11 protein-coding genes are annotated in these 12804 nt (G+C 58.0%); 5 read left to right on the plus strand and 6 right to left on the minus strand.

The annotated features are described in order from the left end of the window. Window positions 1-6: 6 nt before the first annotated feature. Together gloA and QUE89_RS13850 are read right to left on the minus strand one after the other, a co-directional pair. Window positions 7-555 (minus strand): lactoylglutathione lyase, encoded by a 549-nt coding sequence (gene gloA / locus QUE89_RS13845; RefSeq protein WP_286220658.1) that lies wholly within the window; start codon window positions 553-555, stop codon window positions 7-9. A gap of 105 nt (window positions 556-660) precedes the next feature. Continuing rightward, window positions 661-1800, minus strand: coding sequence for an alkane 1-monooxygenase (locus QUE89_RS13850; RefSeq protein ID WP_286220659.1), 1140 nt, complete (start codon window positions 1798-1800; stop codon window positions 661-663). Window positions 1801-2027: 227 nt separating this feature from the next. On the opposite strand from QUE89_RS13850, the gene QUE89_RS13855 reads away from it, so the two are divergent. From QUE89_RS13855 to QUE89_RS13870, 4 genes are all read left to right on the plus strand, one after another. Next, on the plus strand, window positions 2028-2693 hold the full coding sequence (locus QUE89_RS13855; RefSeq protein ID WP_286220660.1) for a GntR family transcriptional regulator: 666 nt from the start codon (window positions 2028-2030) through the stop codon (window positions 2691-2693). After that, on the plus strand, window positions 2690-3748 hold the full coding sequence (locus QUE89_RS13860; protein ID WP_286220661.1) for a lysylphosphatidylglycerol synthase transmembrane domain-containing protein: 1059 nt from the start codon (window positions 2690-2692) through the stop codon (window positions 3746-3748). Before QUE89_RS13855 ends, QUE89_RS13860 begins: the two co-directional genes overlap by 4 nt. Further along, a complete protein-coding gene (locus QUE89_RS13865; RefSeq protein WP_286220662.1) occupies window positions 3745-5982 on the plus strand; it encodes a glycosyltransferase in 2238 nt (745 codons plus the stop codon). Before QUE89_RS13860 ends, QUE89_RS13865 begins: the two co-directional genes overlap by 4 nt. A gap of 80 nt (window positions 5983-6062) precedes the next feature. Further along, entirely contained in the window at window positions 6063-7010 is a 948-nt protein-coding gene (locus QUE89_RS13870; protein ID WP_286220663.1) for a YbgA family protein, read from the plus strand. Window positions 7011-7020: 10 nt separating this feature from the next. On the opposite strand, the gene QUE89_RS13875 is transcribed toward QUE89_RS13870, so the two are convergent. The 3 genes from QUE89_RS13875 to QUE89_RS13885 form a co-directional block, all read right to left on the minus strand. Further along, window positions 7021-7752 carry a DUF481 domain-containing protein gene (locus QUE89_RS13875; RefSeq protein ID WP_286220664.1) on the minus strand — a complete coding sequence of 244 codons (732 nt, stop codon included), beginning with the start codon at window positions 7750-7752 and terminating at the stop codon, window positions 7021-7023. A gap of 44 nt (window positions 7753-7796) precedes the next feature. Next, the gene (gene trhO, locus QUE89_RS13880) at window positions 7797-8807 is read right to left on the minus strand and encodes an oxygen-dependent tRNA uridine(34) hydroxylase TrhO (protein ID WP_286220665.1); all 1011 of its coding nucleotides are present in this window, start codon (window positions 8805-8807) and stop codon (window positions 7797-7799) included. Between the two features lie 156 nt (window positions 8808-8963). After that, a complete protein-coding gene (locus QUE89_RS13885; RefSeq protein ID WP_286220666.1) occupies window positions 8964-9692 on the minus strand; it encodes a DsbA family protein in 729 nt (242 codons plus the stop codon). Between the two features lie 142 nt (window positions 9693-9834). Between QUE89_RS13885 and QUE89_RS13890 the strand changes: the two genes are divergently transcribed. Beyond that, the gene (locus tag QUE89_RS13890) at window positions 9835-10800 is read left to right on the plus strand and encodes an NAD(P)H-dependent flavin oxidoreductase (protein ID WP_286220667.1); all 966 of its coding nucleotides are present in this window, start codon (window positions 9835-9837) and stop codon (window positions 10798-10800) included. 47 nt (window positions 10801-10847) lie between these two features. Here QUE89_RS13890 and QUE89_RS13895 read toward each other — a convergent pair whose 3' ends face one another. Then, window positions 10848-12788, minus strand: a complete 1941-nt coding sequence (locus QUE89_RS13895) for a methyl-accepting chemotaxis protein (RefSeq protein ID WP_286220668.1) — start codon at window positions 12786-12788, stop codon at window positions 10848-10850. Between the last annotated feature and the right edge of the window lie 16 nt (window positions 12789-12804).

Raw genomic sequence — 12804 nt, forward strand, 5'->3', positions numbered from 1 at the left:
CGGGTATCAGCCGTTTTTGCTTTGCTTCTGCATCATGTCCGGCTGCAGGATTTCAATCCAGTAGCCGTCCGGGTCTTTGATAAAGGCCAGTCCCTTCATCTTGCCGTCGTCCGGCTTCTTCACAAACTCTACGCCGAGGTGTTCGAAACGCTCACAGGCGGAGTACACGTCGGGCACAGCGATTCCAATATGACCAAAGCCCTGAGGCTGGTCGTTGCCATTGTGGTAGGCGAAATCATTGTCGTCCTCGGTGCCCCAGTTGTGGGTCAGCTCGAGCATGGCTTCGCGACCAAAGGTAAAGGTCGTCCGATAAGCGTCGTCGGACGGCACCTGATTGGCCTGGCGGTCATCCAGGTAGCCCAGGAAATACAGGCTGAATTTCATCTCCGGGAAGTCCAGCTTGCGAACCAGGCGCATGCCCATTACACGGGTGTAGAAATCCATGGAGCGCTCTGGGTCTTTGATGCGCATCATGGTCTGGTTGAAGACGTAGCCTTCGGTTTCCGGTACGGGATCCTCATATAGGCCGGCGGCCTGTTCGAAATGCTTGGGCATGGTATTTCCCTTCGTTATTCGCAGGATTCAAAGCATATACCTGCGTGCGTTTCAAAGGGATTTCAAGGGGGGCCGCCCGGCCCCTAATCAATCGAATCGAACGAATCAAGAAGCCAACTGATGCTCCTCCCCCCGATAATAAGCCTCAACACGGGGGTTCATGATGCGCTTCCACAGCGGCGGGATGGTGGCCAGGACGATCATGGCGGCGTAGCCGGCCGGCAACTGCGGGGCGATGTCGTGGTGGCGCAGTACCTGGTAGCGGCGTTTGGCGTAGGCGTGGTGGTCGCTGTGGCGCTGAAGGTGGAACAGGAACACGTTGGTGAGGAAGTAATTGCTGTTCCAGCTGTGCTCAGGCGCGGTGCGTTCGTAGCGGCCATTGTCCAGCTTGCGGCGGTGCAGACCGTAGTGTTCCAGGTAGTTGACGATTTCCAGCAGGGTGAAGGCGATGAAGCTCTGGACCAGGAAGAAAGCGGCACCCAGCCAGCCGAAGGCGACAGTGAAAGCAATGAATACCAGGGCACTGATGCTGTACCACCAGATCAATTCGTTGCGCCAGCTGAAGGCTTTTTCGCCTTTGCGCTCCAGGCGCTGGGCTTCCAGTTTCCAGGCATTCAGGAAATTACGCAGGTAGGCCTGAGGCAGAAAGTTGTACAGGGACTGGTTGTAGCGAGAAGACGAGGCATCGCCCGGCGTGGATACATGCACATGGTGGCCGCGCAAGTGCTCCACTTTGAAGCCCGCATAGCAGACCAGGGAAAGCAGGAAGCCGCCGGCTCGGGTTTCCAGTTTGCCGTCTTTGTGGATCAGTTCGTGGGCGACGTTGATGCCTAGGCCGCCGACAATACCAATGGAAATCACCCAGCCGATGCCCCCGATAGCATTGAACTGGCCCGAGGCCAACTCCAGCATGCTCCACACCAGCAGCACCGCGTATCCGACCACCCACCCGAGCGTGATTACCCGATAGAAGGCTTCGCTGTTCATCTTCGGCACGTCCACCTCTTCATCGGGGTTCAGGGCGTCTTTTCCCAAGAGCAGGTCCAGCACCGGGATGATCCCGAACACCACCACCGGTACGCCCCAGGCAAACAGGTTCTCCAGGCTGGTGGCCTGCCCGGCCGCCAGCAGCAAAGGTGGTAACGCCAGCGGGAGCATGGCGATCAGGTAGCTGTACTTCTTCAGGGTTAGCAGGATTCTTCGGCGGGTAGCCTCTCGGCTGATCGATAGGTGGCTGGTATTCATTGTGCACTCTCCTTCGACTGTTTTCGTGGCGACGGGTCATTCGCCTCTTGTTTTATGCATTATTGTCCTACAATACATCAGTCGTCAATTCGTTTCCGTCCATTTCTTGATCACGCCCACGAAAGCCCAGCCGGATCAGGGGCTTGTGGCTTTTGTGACAGGAGGCTGTGGTAGACTCACCCACACCGATGTCCCCTTTTCTGAACGCACCTTGCTAGAGAGCCGTTATGGATTTTCAGGCGCCGAATACCCTGGCCGAGCAGATCGCCAATTTCATGGCCGAGCGGATCATGACCGGGCACATTCGGCCGGGGGAGCGCATCCAGGAGGCCAGACTGGCCGGTGAGCTGAAAGTGAGCCGGGCCTCGGTCAAGGAAGCCCTGTACACCCTGGAACGCTGGCATCTGGTGGACATCACACCCCGTAAAGGCGCTTCGGCAACCCGATTAGATGCGGAACACGCCTCCGAGCTGTACGACGTTTACATGCACCTGCTGATGATGCTGGTGACGAGGCTGTGCGAACGCTGGCAGGAGAAGCATCGCGAGCCCATGCTTGCCGCTGTGACCAATGTGGTGGAGCTTTCCAAGAAACCATCAGCCGACATCACCGCCGTCGTAGAGGCGAGTTTTGGCGTGATGGAAGCCTGCTGTGAGGTGGTGGGCAATCCCTACCTCTCGGAGGCACTGTCCAACTTCAAGCCAGCGGTGAGCCGGGCCTACTATTTAAGCGCCGACCGATACCGTCAGGGCCTGAAACACACCAGCGCGTTCTTTACCCAGTTGCCAGCTGTCGTACTGGCCCGGGACAGCGCCGCCGCCCAGGCCCTGATTCGTGAGTTTGCTGAAACTCAGCAGGCACTCATTCAGCAAGCTCTGGCAGGCAAACCATGAGCGACGTAGCCGAAAGCGATTACTCGAAACAAACGTCCTGGCGGCGACTCGCAGTCTTCAGCCTGATCTTTATCGCCATGACCGCTGCCGGCCTGTACGCGGTTTACGACCAGTTTGCCGAGCGCAGCCTTACTTTCGATCCGCGCCTCATTGCGCCCACCACGCTGCTGATGGTCGGGCTGCTGTTGCTGGTTTACTTTGTGTCCGATGGACTGCGGCTGTATTTCACCCTGCGCGCCCTGGGGCACCGGCTGCCGCTCAAGGTGATGTTCCGGCTGGTGTTCATCAACCTGTTCTTCTCCAACGTGACACCCATGGCCACCGGCGGCGGTTTTGCCCAAATCTGGTACCTGCACCGGCACGGCGTGCCCATGGGCCGGGCAACGGCCGCCACCACCATCCGCACAGTGCTGGCCGTGATGTTCATCTTCACACTGACCCCGATCTTCCTGCTGACACTCCGGGCCCTGAAAGACCACACGATCACCGGCTCCATTGGTGTTGCACTGGCGATTTTCATCTTTATCTATCTGGCCTTTTTCGCGGTACTGCTGTTCCGCACTCACTGGTTGATCGCACCCCTGACCCAGATCCTGGTGACCCTGCACCGCTTCCACCTGATCAGCGATGCCCGACACCGGCGCTGGCAGTTCAAGGCACGCCGGGAGATGCTCCGGTTCTCCGACAGCTTTGGTGATTACCTGAAGGGCCAGCCGCTGTATGTAGGCCTGTCGGTCCTGTTCACCGCTCTGTTCCTGCTCAGCCTGTTCAGTTTCCCTGCCCTGTTGATGTACAGCCTGGGTTACACCGTTGATTATCTGGTCTCTTTGGGGCTGCTGGTCGTAACCACCTTCGTCATGTATTTTTCACCCACACCTGGGGCTTCCGGTATTTCCGAAGGTGTATTTGGAAGCTTCTTTCGGGATATTCTGTCGGGCAACCATCTGGTGCTGGTCACCGTAAGCTGGCGCCTGCTTACCATATACCTGGGCATGATCATCGGACTGATTGTGCTGCAGAGGGAACTCATTAAAGACCGCAGGAAACCGGAATGATCTTCCGAAACCCACTGAAACTGCTGTTCTATCTGTGCCTGCTGATCGTTATTTTTCTGGTCGGCTACAAGGCCTACCTCAACCTGTTCATGAAGGACTTCAAGGGCCTGCATACGGAACAGGTGGAACGTATTCAGCGCGCCACCGATCCCGAATCACCGGTCAGTTTCGCGGTGGTGGGCAACATCAACAACTCCATCGGCATCTTCGAGGAACGAATTGTTCCTGAGTTGAATAACTCCGGCATCGATTTCATGGTGTCTGCGGGCAACGCGGTCAGCGGTGGTGGTGAGGACAAGTACCGTGCGCTGTATGGCAGCCTGGGGCACTTGGACATTCCCTACCTGCTGACATTTGGAGCGCACGAGTACGAGGACTTCGGCAGCTTCCGGTTTTACGATCATTTCGGGCCCCATTTTTTCAGCATCCTGGCGGGCAACAGCCGGCTGATCTTCCTGGACAGCACCGGCAAAACGCCGTGGCAGTGGCAGATTCGCTGGCTCAATGACCTGCTGGCCCAAGACAGCTCCAAGGCCCGGATTCTGTTCATTGGCCACCCGCCCATGGAGCCAGAGGCGAACGCACCCTTCGATCAACGCAGTGACTACCTGCAGCCTCCGGAATTCCGCAGCGCACTGATGCGGGAGATCAAGCGTCACGGTATTGATCTGGTGTTCTCGGCCAACCTGTCGCTCTATTCCGAGGCCACCAGCGACGACACCACCTTCATCACCACCGGCGGCGCCGGTGGCCTGGTGCTGAACAACGACACCAGCTTTTACCACTTCGTGAAGGTGAACGTGGATGCCGATGGCAACGCCAGCCACTCCCTGGAACGGCTGCAGGTGGGCCAACACGAGATCCTGAAGCAGCTGGAAAGTTTCTGGTTTTTCATCTACTCGCTGATCTACTCCGGCTACCTGAATTTCATCCTGCTGCTGGCCGTGTTTGTCGCCATCACCATCAAGCTCTACACCGCGATCTTTATCGGCAAGGACTACTATCCCGATTACGATCTGGACCCTTCGCCCTGGCTCCAGAAGTCGTTACGGGTGACGATGTTCACCAACAACTACCTGCCGTTTATTGGTGGCGTGCCCATCTCCATTGAACGTCTGCGCCGGGGCCTGGTTGAGCTGGGCGACAAGCTCCTCATCGTCGCCCCGAGGTACAAGGACCAACCGGAAAACGAGGACCAGGTAGTGCGCGTACCTTCGCTGCTGGCCATGGGTGAAAAGCGGGAATTCCGACTGGCCAATATTTTCCTGGCTCGCATCCGCAAGGCGGTAAAAGCGTTCCGTCCGGACATTATTCACCTGCATCACCCGTTCTGGCTCGGCTCCCTGGGGCTATTCATGGCGCGTACCTTGAAGGTGCCCGCCATTTACACCTATCACACCCGGCTGGAGCATTACGCCCACTTCGTACCCCTTCCCGGCATGCTGTTCCGTAACCTGATCTCCCATGCCCTGATCAAGCGCTTCGCCAACAAGTGCGACGGTGTGATCGTGCCGACCTACTCCACGGAAGAATACCTGCGCATGATCGGCGTGAAGACCCCCACCTATGTTCAGCCCACGGGCATTGAGTACCAGCGCTTTCAGGACGTGAATGAAGACGACATTCAGCGCTTGCGGGAACAGCTCGGGCTGAGCAATGAGAAGGTGTTCGTCAGCGTGTCCCGGCTCTCGAACGAGAAGAACATCGACTTCATGATTGAGGCCATCGACAGCCTCCGCTCGGAGACCGATGTGCCATTCCGGTTCCTGATGATTGGCGACGGCCACCAGCGTGACCGGCTCAAACAAAAAATCGATGACCTTGGCCTGCAGGAGCATTTCACTCTGGTGGGCGCGGTGCCACCGGATGAGATGGCAACCTGGTATCGCCTGGGTGATGCCTTCCTGTTTGCTTCAAAATCAGAAACCCAGGGCATGGTAATTCTGGAGGCCATGGCTGCCGGACTGCCGGTGGTGGCGGTTCGCTCCAGTGGTATAGAAGACGTGGTTCGGCACGGCCACAACGGCTTCAAGACGCCGGAGCGGCAGGACAAGTGGATTCAGGCCGTGAAGCGGCTGCTGGAAGAAGACAGCCTGCGCGAGGAACTGGCAAAACAGGCACTGGAATTTGCGGAAGAGTTTTCGGTGGGACAGTTTGCCACGGACGTTCGCACCATTTACGCCAGTACCCTGGCGCTGGCCGAAAAGAGGAAAAACCGACACTGGGATAGTTAGGCCGTTTCACTCTTCCGGGCTGATCGGTCTAGACTTTAATCACGTATCAAAAAGACCCTTTTATTTTTCGGAGAGGTTACGTGTCCCAGATTCCCGTTGGTATCAGCACCTGCCTGCTGGGCAAGGAAGTCCGCCATGATGGTGGCCACAAGCACTCCCGCTACTGCACTCAGGTACTGTCCAAGCACTTCGAATTCCGGTCCATCTGCCCGGAGCTGGAAGCCGGACTGGGTGTGCCCCGCCCTGCCATCCACTTGCGGGAATACCCGGAAGGCATGCGAATCATCGAGACCAAGGGGCAGGCGGACCACACCGCCGCCATGGAAGGGTTTATCGATGACGTCATCCCCACCCTTTCAAACTTGCGCGGCTATATACTGATGGCGAAATCTCCCAGCTGCGGCATGGAGAGAATCAAGGTCCATAACGAAAACGGCCAGGTCACCCGCCGCGACGGCCGCGGCATGTTTGCCGATGCGCTCTTAAAGGCCTACCCGCTGATGCCGGTGGAAGAAGAGGGCCGCCTGAACGACAACATGATTCGCGAAAACTTCATCGAACGGGTGTTCGCCTACGATGACTGGATGCAGAATGTCGCCGGCGAGCAGCTTAGCGCCAAGGCTCTGATCAACTTCCACACCCGTCACAAGTTCCAGTTACTGGCCCACTCCGAAAAGATTTACCGACAGCTTGGCCCCATGCTCGGCGACCTGAAATCAGAACCGCTGGAAAGCATTGCCGACCGCTATATCCATCTGTTCATGGAAGCCATGAGCAAGAAAGTCAGCCGTGGTTCGCACATCAATGCCATGCAGCATCTGCTGGGGTATCTGAAAGACGCCATGGGCGAGGAAGATCGGAAGGTCATGCTGGAACAGATGGACGCATACCACCGCGGCGAGGTCCCATTGGTAGTGCCCATGACGTTGCTACGCATGGCCCAGCGCCGGGAACCGGTGGATTACCTGAGCGCCCAACAGTACCTGACCCCTTACCCGGATGAGCTGGGGCTGCGCAACAACGTCTGAGCCGACACGCTTAGAAGGTGTATAGCAGAGTAATCGCCGTTTCCGTGTCCGTCCGCTCCTTACCCTCAGGCGGATCGGAAACGTGCTTCACCCGGAACGCGGTTTTCATGGACAAGTTGCCAACCACGTTCGCCTGCAAGGCGGTCTCCGACTCACTGATGGTGTTGTTTTCCTCCAGACCTACTTCCGTGCTGAGTTTCTGACGAAACAAGGCACGGTCTGAGAGAGCATAATCCAGTTGCGTGGCGAAACGGGCGATGACCGAGTCTTCCTTCTCGTTACCTTCATCATCCGGCTCATCCAAGCGGTTGTATCGGTAACCCATACCGGTCGAGACACTCCAGAATGAGCGTTTGCCGGATTCCCAGAGCCGGTTACCGTAACCGGCGGTGATTGACGACTCGAAGGCGTAACCGGAAAAACGATCATCTTCCCAGGAGCCGCGCAGAAACCAGTACTGCCGTTCATCGAACTTGTAGTTGGTCTCGCCTTCGGCTTTATATTGCTCGGCTGTAGTTTCGTCCTCGGCCTCGGTGTGCCGGGCACTCAACTCGGCGCCATTCCGCCAGCGCCTGGATTCCTGAGTAATCGCGAACCGGCTATTAAAGTTGGTTTCCTCGGTGTTGCCGGACGTCATCAGCACACCCAACTCGAACTCTGCGCCCACTTTGTCCTCGGCGCTTACCTGGGCCAGCGGCGCAGCCCCGATTAATGCAACCGCGACTGCTTTTCTGAGCTCCATAACCTCTCCCTATTAGCCGGCGGAACTGCGCAGAATCGGATACCTCACGTATTCTGGGCAGTTTCGCCGGCCTGGCTTTTCTGGGCGTGTTGCTGGCGCTCGGCCTTTTTTCGGGCCTTGCGCTCTTCGATGATGCGCGCCGCCTCGCCACCCACGTGGGTTTCACCACGCTGCTCGGCCAGACGCATCTGGCGCTCACGCTCGGCGAAGCGGGCTTTTTGTTCTTCCGTCAGGGTATCGATGCACTGGTGGCAGCTGACACCCTGCTCGAACTCCGGACGCTGCTTGTCGTCTTCGGTAATCGGCCGACGGCAGGCGTGGCACTGATCGTAATCACCACGTTCAAGCGAATGATTCACGGTAACCCGATCATCAAATACAAAACACTCACCCTGCCACAGACTCTGCTCTTCCGGCACCTCTTCCAGGTACTTCAGGATGCCGCCTTGCAGGTGGTACACCTCATCAAAGCCCTGTTCTTTCAGGTACGCGGTGGATTTTTCACAGCGAATGCCGCCGGTGCAGAACATGGCCACCTTCTTGTGCTTGGAAGGATCCAGATTCTGCTTCACGTACGCCGGGAACTCACGGAAGGTATCGGTGGCCGGGTTTACGGCATTCTGAAAGGTGCCGATCTCCACTTCGTACTGGTTTCGGGTATCCACCAGCACCACGTCCGGATCCGAAATCAGGTTGTTCCACTCTTTGGGATCGACGTAAGTACCAACGGTACGCTTCGGGTCGATGCCCTCAACGCCCATGGTGACAATCTCTTTCTTGAGCTTCACCTTGGTGCGCTTGAACGGCTGGATATCAACAAAGGATTCTTTGTAATCGATGCCGTCGAAACGCTCGTCGTTACCGAGCCAAGCCTTGATGGTATCAACGCCCTCGCGGCTTCCGGCAATGGTGCCGTTAATGCCTTCCCGTGCCAGCAACAGGGTGCCGTGCACGTCTTTCTCAAGCATCAGGTCCAGCAACGGCTGACGAAGGGTCTTGTAATCATTCAGGACTGCGAACTTATACAGCGCGCAGACAACAACGTCATTGCTCATCAATATCTCCTGCGGGCCGGACCGTAAATCCGGAGCATGGGTTTGGTCATTTGCTCAATGGCGCAAGCCAGAGCGGGCACAAATTTTAACCAACTCTGACCTGCAATCAAGTGCGGGCTGACCGCAGTGCCCCTGTTAGCTACACCTTTCGACCACTTATTGTGCCGCGCTGTTCAGCTCGCGCTCAACTACCGCCGACAGCTGGCCCCAACCGGGACGAGACAGGCGAATGTTGTCTACGAGTACCGTTGGGGTACTGCTGACCCGCAGCTGCATGGCCACGCGACGGCTCTGCTCAACGTCTTCACGGTGCAGTTCGGTGGTCATGCACCGACGAAAACGCCGCTCGTCCAGACCCAGGTCGCCGGCATATCGGCTGAAGGTTTCCACCGGATCGCCTGAGCTGCTCCATTCGGTCTGGGCATCAAACAGCTGGTCGTGCATGTCCCAGTAACCGTTCTGATCGCCTGCACATCGAGCTGCCATCGCCGCTGGCATGGCGTTCTGGTGTTGCTGCAGGGGCAGGTCAAAAAACACGAACCGCACCTTACCCGAATCCACGTACTGCTGTTTCAGCTTCTGGCTGGCGTCTGAGAAACGGCCACAGGCCGGACACTGATAATCAGCAAACTCGCGCACCACCACCGGAGCGTCCTCCGGCCCTACAGAGACACCGTACTGGTCCAGTTCTGCCGGGAACGGATCGGCATTGGCGCCGGCCACCGGCAGCTCGTCAGACGTGGGCTCCGGCTGTGCAGTGAGAAAGAACAGTCCCAATACAACAGCCGCCAGGACCAGCAAGGCCACCCCGATATACAGAGGCTTGTTGCTTGCTTTACGAGGCGCAGGCGCGCCGGTTTCCTTGCGACGTTTGGCTTCACCCATTGCGGGCTCCTTCTTGTTCGTTAGGTATTGTGGGGAAGAAATTCCCGGAATTTCGATCGTTGGCTACCGTTTTCACAGCCACCGAGGCAAGCTAAGATCCTTTATAACTTAAAAAAGTTCCAACAAAAATTAAGGAAAACTCATGGCCTTACCTGCATCCCTTGCCAATCAGCTCTCCCTGCCCCTGGTGGCGGCGCCCATGTTTCTGATCTCCGGCCCCGAGCTGGCATTGGCCTGCTGCAAGGAAGGCGTGGTTGGCAGTTTTCCTGCCCTTAACCAGCGTAGCAGTGAAGGCTTCGAAAGCTGGCTGGAACAGATGAACAGTGAGCTCAACAGTTTCCGCCAGCAAAACCCATCGGCACAAGTAGCTCCTTATGCCGTCAACCTGATCGTGCATCGCACCAACCCCCGTTGGCAGGCAGACCTGGAGTTGTGCGTAAAGCACCAGGTACCCATCGTGATCACCTCCCTGGGGGCGGCCAGCCAGGTGGTCGATGCGGTCCACAGTTATGGCGGGCTAGTGTTCCACGATGTTACCAACCAGCACCATGCCCGTAAGGCGGCGGAAGCCGGCGTTGATGGCATTATTGCGGTGGCAGCCGGGGCCGGTGGCCATGCCGGCACCATCAATCCGTTTGTGCTGGTGCATGAGATCCGCGAGGTGTTCGACGGCATCATCCTGCTAGCCGGCGGCTTGTCCCACGGTGAGGACCTGTTGGCGGCGCAGGCCATGGGTGCCGATCTGGCTTACCTGGGCACCCGGTTCATCAACACTGAGGAGTCCCAGGCTGAGGACGCCTACCGCAACATGATTATTGAGGCGGTGTCGGCGGACATCATCCACACCCCGGTGGTCTCGGGCATTCCCGCCAGCTTCATGCGTCAGAGCCTGGAAGCCGCCGGTTACCCGATGGATAAACTGAACCAGGCCGGTGAGATCGATTATGGCGAAAAGCTGAAGCCGGTAAGCGACGAGGCCAAGGCCTGGAAAACCGTGTGGTCCGCCGGCCAGGGCGTGAGCCAGATTCACGATGTGGTCAGTGTGCAGGCTCTGGTTAATTGCCTGAAGGCGGACTACGCCAAAGCCCATTCGCGCCTGGGCCAATAACAGAAACGGGCACCCGAAGGTGCCCGTTTCTGTTCACTCCGCCCGAGTTAAACCCGGAACTGGGACGCCTTGGCCTGAAGCGCCGCCAGCAACTCACCAATCTTCTGACTGGCATTGTCGGACCGGTGGATGGCTTCAACGGTGGTTTCGGATGACCGGGCGATGTCGTCAACGCTGACGCTGACCTTGCCGGCATGGCGCCCTTCCTGCTCGGCAACTGAGGAAATCGTCAGTGCCCGCTCCTGCAGGTTGCCCAGCAACTGATTGATCTCCTCAAAGTGCTCATCGGCCTTGCGGAATTCGGTTGAGGAATCGGCAACCTGTCCTGATACCTGATCGATCACCGACACCGCTTCATGGCTGCCACGCTGCAGGCGCGCGATAATGCCTTCGATTTCAGTGGTGGACTCCTGGGTTCGGCTGGCCAGCGTGCGCACTTCATCCGCCACCACGGCAAAGCCGCGGCCGGATTCCCCGGCCCGCGCCGCTTCAATTGCGGCGTTCAGTGCGAGCAGGTTGGTCTGTTCAGCAATCGCACCAATCACCGACAGTACCGACGTTATCTCGGTGCTCTGAGTGTTAAGCGCGTTCACCGCCTCAACCGCTTTCTCAACCTGTCGCACCACCGCATCCAGACGCTCACGCACATCCCGGGAGATACTGGCGGTTGCCTCGCTCTCTGCACCGATGGTCTGAACCGAGCCAGCGACTTCCTGAATGCTGTCGGCCACTTCCGAAATACTCTGGGACATGGCGGCCATGGTTTCGGACACCTCAGCCACTTCCCGCTGCTGATGATTCACCGCAGCAACTGCGTCCTGGCTGATCTCGCCCTGCTCCCGGGCCTGACCCGCGGCAGATTCGGCAGACGCCTTCACATCGGACACCAGCTCCTGAATCCGGGCGATGAACTGGTTCATGCCGCGCGCCATTTCAGTCAACTCATCCTTGCCTTTGAGCGTGACCCGGCGGGTCAAATCGGCTTCGCCATCGGCGATGCTCCAGATCGCCGCACTCAAGCGCAACACGCGGGGCAGGAGCCCGCCACCGAGTACCGCAGCAACCAGAACGATCAGAACAACAATGGAGCCAATCGCCAGAATCGAAAGGTTGGCGGCCAGGCTGGACGCCTCGTCATTCAGGGACTCCACCGTGCTCTGAATTCGCGCCTGGGTATCGGCGTCCATAGCCGCCAGCTGCTGTTGCAGCCGCTGGTTTACCAGTTCAGTTTCGGCTTCAAGCGTCTGGCGGGAGGCGTCGATACTGCCGGTGATGGTGGCGCTGAATTCCTGTTCCAACTGCGCCAGATCCCGGTTAATGCCTTCAAGGGACAAGCCCAGCTTCAGTTGGCCAATGGCTGAACCCTGCGGTTTGATGTCGGCAGTGATGATCACTACGTTAGGATCACGGCTGGCCGCATCGAGGACCTTGTTTGCCGCACCACGACCTTCGCCCTGGTCCATAAGAGTGCGTACTCGATCGTCGGTGCGATCGACATAGCGGGTCATGCGCTTGCCGTACTGATCGTAGTAAATGGCAAACAGCACCGATTCGCGCGCGTCGGCCAGTTCAACAAGATCGGTCAGGCGGGGTATGTCACGATCCCAGATCAGGGGCGCGGCAACCGCCGCCAGAACATTAGCCAGGCCCTGTGCCTCAGCCATGACAGCCGAGCGAACATTGTCTGAAACCCGTTGCTGTTGCTCGGTTTGTTGTTTGGTCAGGGCACTGGCAAGTTCATCGATGCTCTTCTCCCGCATGGTCTGCAGGCGACCGCGCACGTCCTCCCGGGTTTCGCCGAAGGAGTCGCTGACTTGATCACTGCTGGCCTCAAGCGCTGAACCTGCGGTCTCTACCAGGCGCTCGACCTGATTTGAAATCAGCCACTGACTGACCAGTACCTGAACCAACCCGGCGATGATCAGGATCAGGAATACCGGTCGGAGAAGGCGGCTGGAGATCAGCCGCCGTAGGAAATCAAATGACATACGGACCCCGCTAGCG

Origin of the sequence: Marinobacter sp. LA51, from assembly GCF_030297175.1 — a bacterium.
Lineage (GTDB): Bacteria > Pseudomonadota > Gammaproteobacteria > Pseudomonadales > Oleiphilaceae > Marinobacter > Marinobacter apostichopi.

What these genes read in the sequence shown, in the direction of transcription:
- QUE89_RS13865 (WP_286220662.1), top strand. Translation starts at nt 3,745, where the DNA reads ATGATCTTCCGAAACCCACTGAAACTGCTGTTCTATCTGTGCCTGCTG.
- QUE89_RS13885 (WP_286220666.1), bottom strand. Translation starts at nt 9,692, where the DNA reads ATGGGTGAAGCCAAACGTCGCAAGGAAACCGGCGCGCCTGCGCCTCGT.
- QUE89_RS13895 (WP_286220668.1), bottom strand. Translation starts at nt 12,788, where the DNA reads ATGTCATTTGATTTCCTACGGCGGCTGATCTCCAGCCGCCTTCTCCGA.
- QUE89_RS13890 (WP_286220667.1), top strand. Translation starts at nt 9,835, where the DNA reads ATGGCCTTACCTGCATCCCTTGCCAATCAGCTCTCCCTGCCCCTGGTG.
- QUE89_RS13850 (WP_286220659.1), bottom strand. Translation starts at nt 1,800, where the DNA reads ATGAATACCAGCCACCTATCGATCAGCCGAGAGGCTACCCGCCGAAGA.
- QUE89_RS13860 (WP_286220661.1), top strand. Translation starts at nt 2,690, where the DNA reads ATGAGCGACGTAGCCGAAAGCGATTACTCGAAACAAACGTCCTGGCGG.
- QUE89_RS13875 (WP_286220664.1), bottom strand. Translation starts at nt 7,752, where the DNA reads ATGGAGCTCAGAAAAGCAGTCGCGGTTGCATTAATCGGGGCTGCGCCG.
- QUE89_RS13855 (WP_286220660.1), top strand. Translation starts at nt 2,028, where the DNA reads ATGGATTTTCAGGCGCCGAATACCCTGGCCGAGCAGATCGCCAATTTC.
- trhO (WP_286220665.1), bottom strand. Translation starts at nt 8,807, where the DNA reads ATGAGCAATGACGTTGTTGTCTGCGCGCTGTATAAGTTCGCAGTCCTG.
- gloA (WP_286220658.1), bottom strand. Translation starts at nt 555, where the DNA reads ATGCCCAAGCATTTCGAACAGGCCGCCGGCCTATATGAGGATCCCGTA.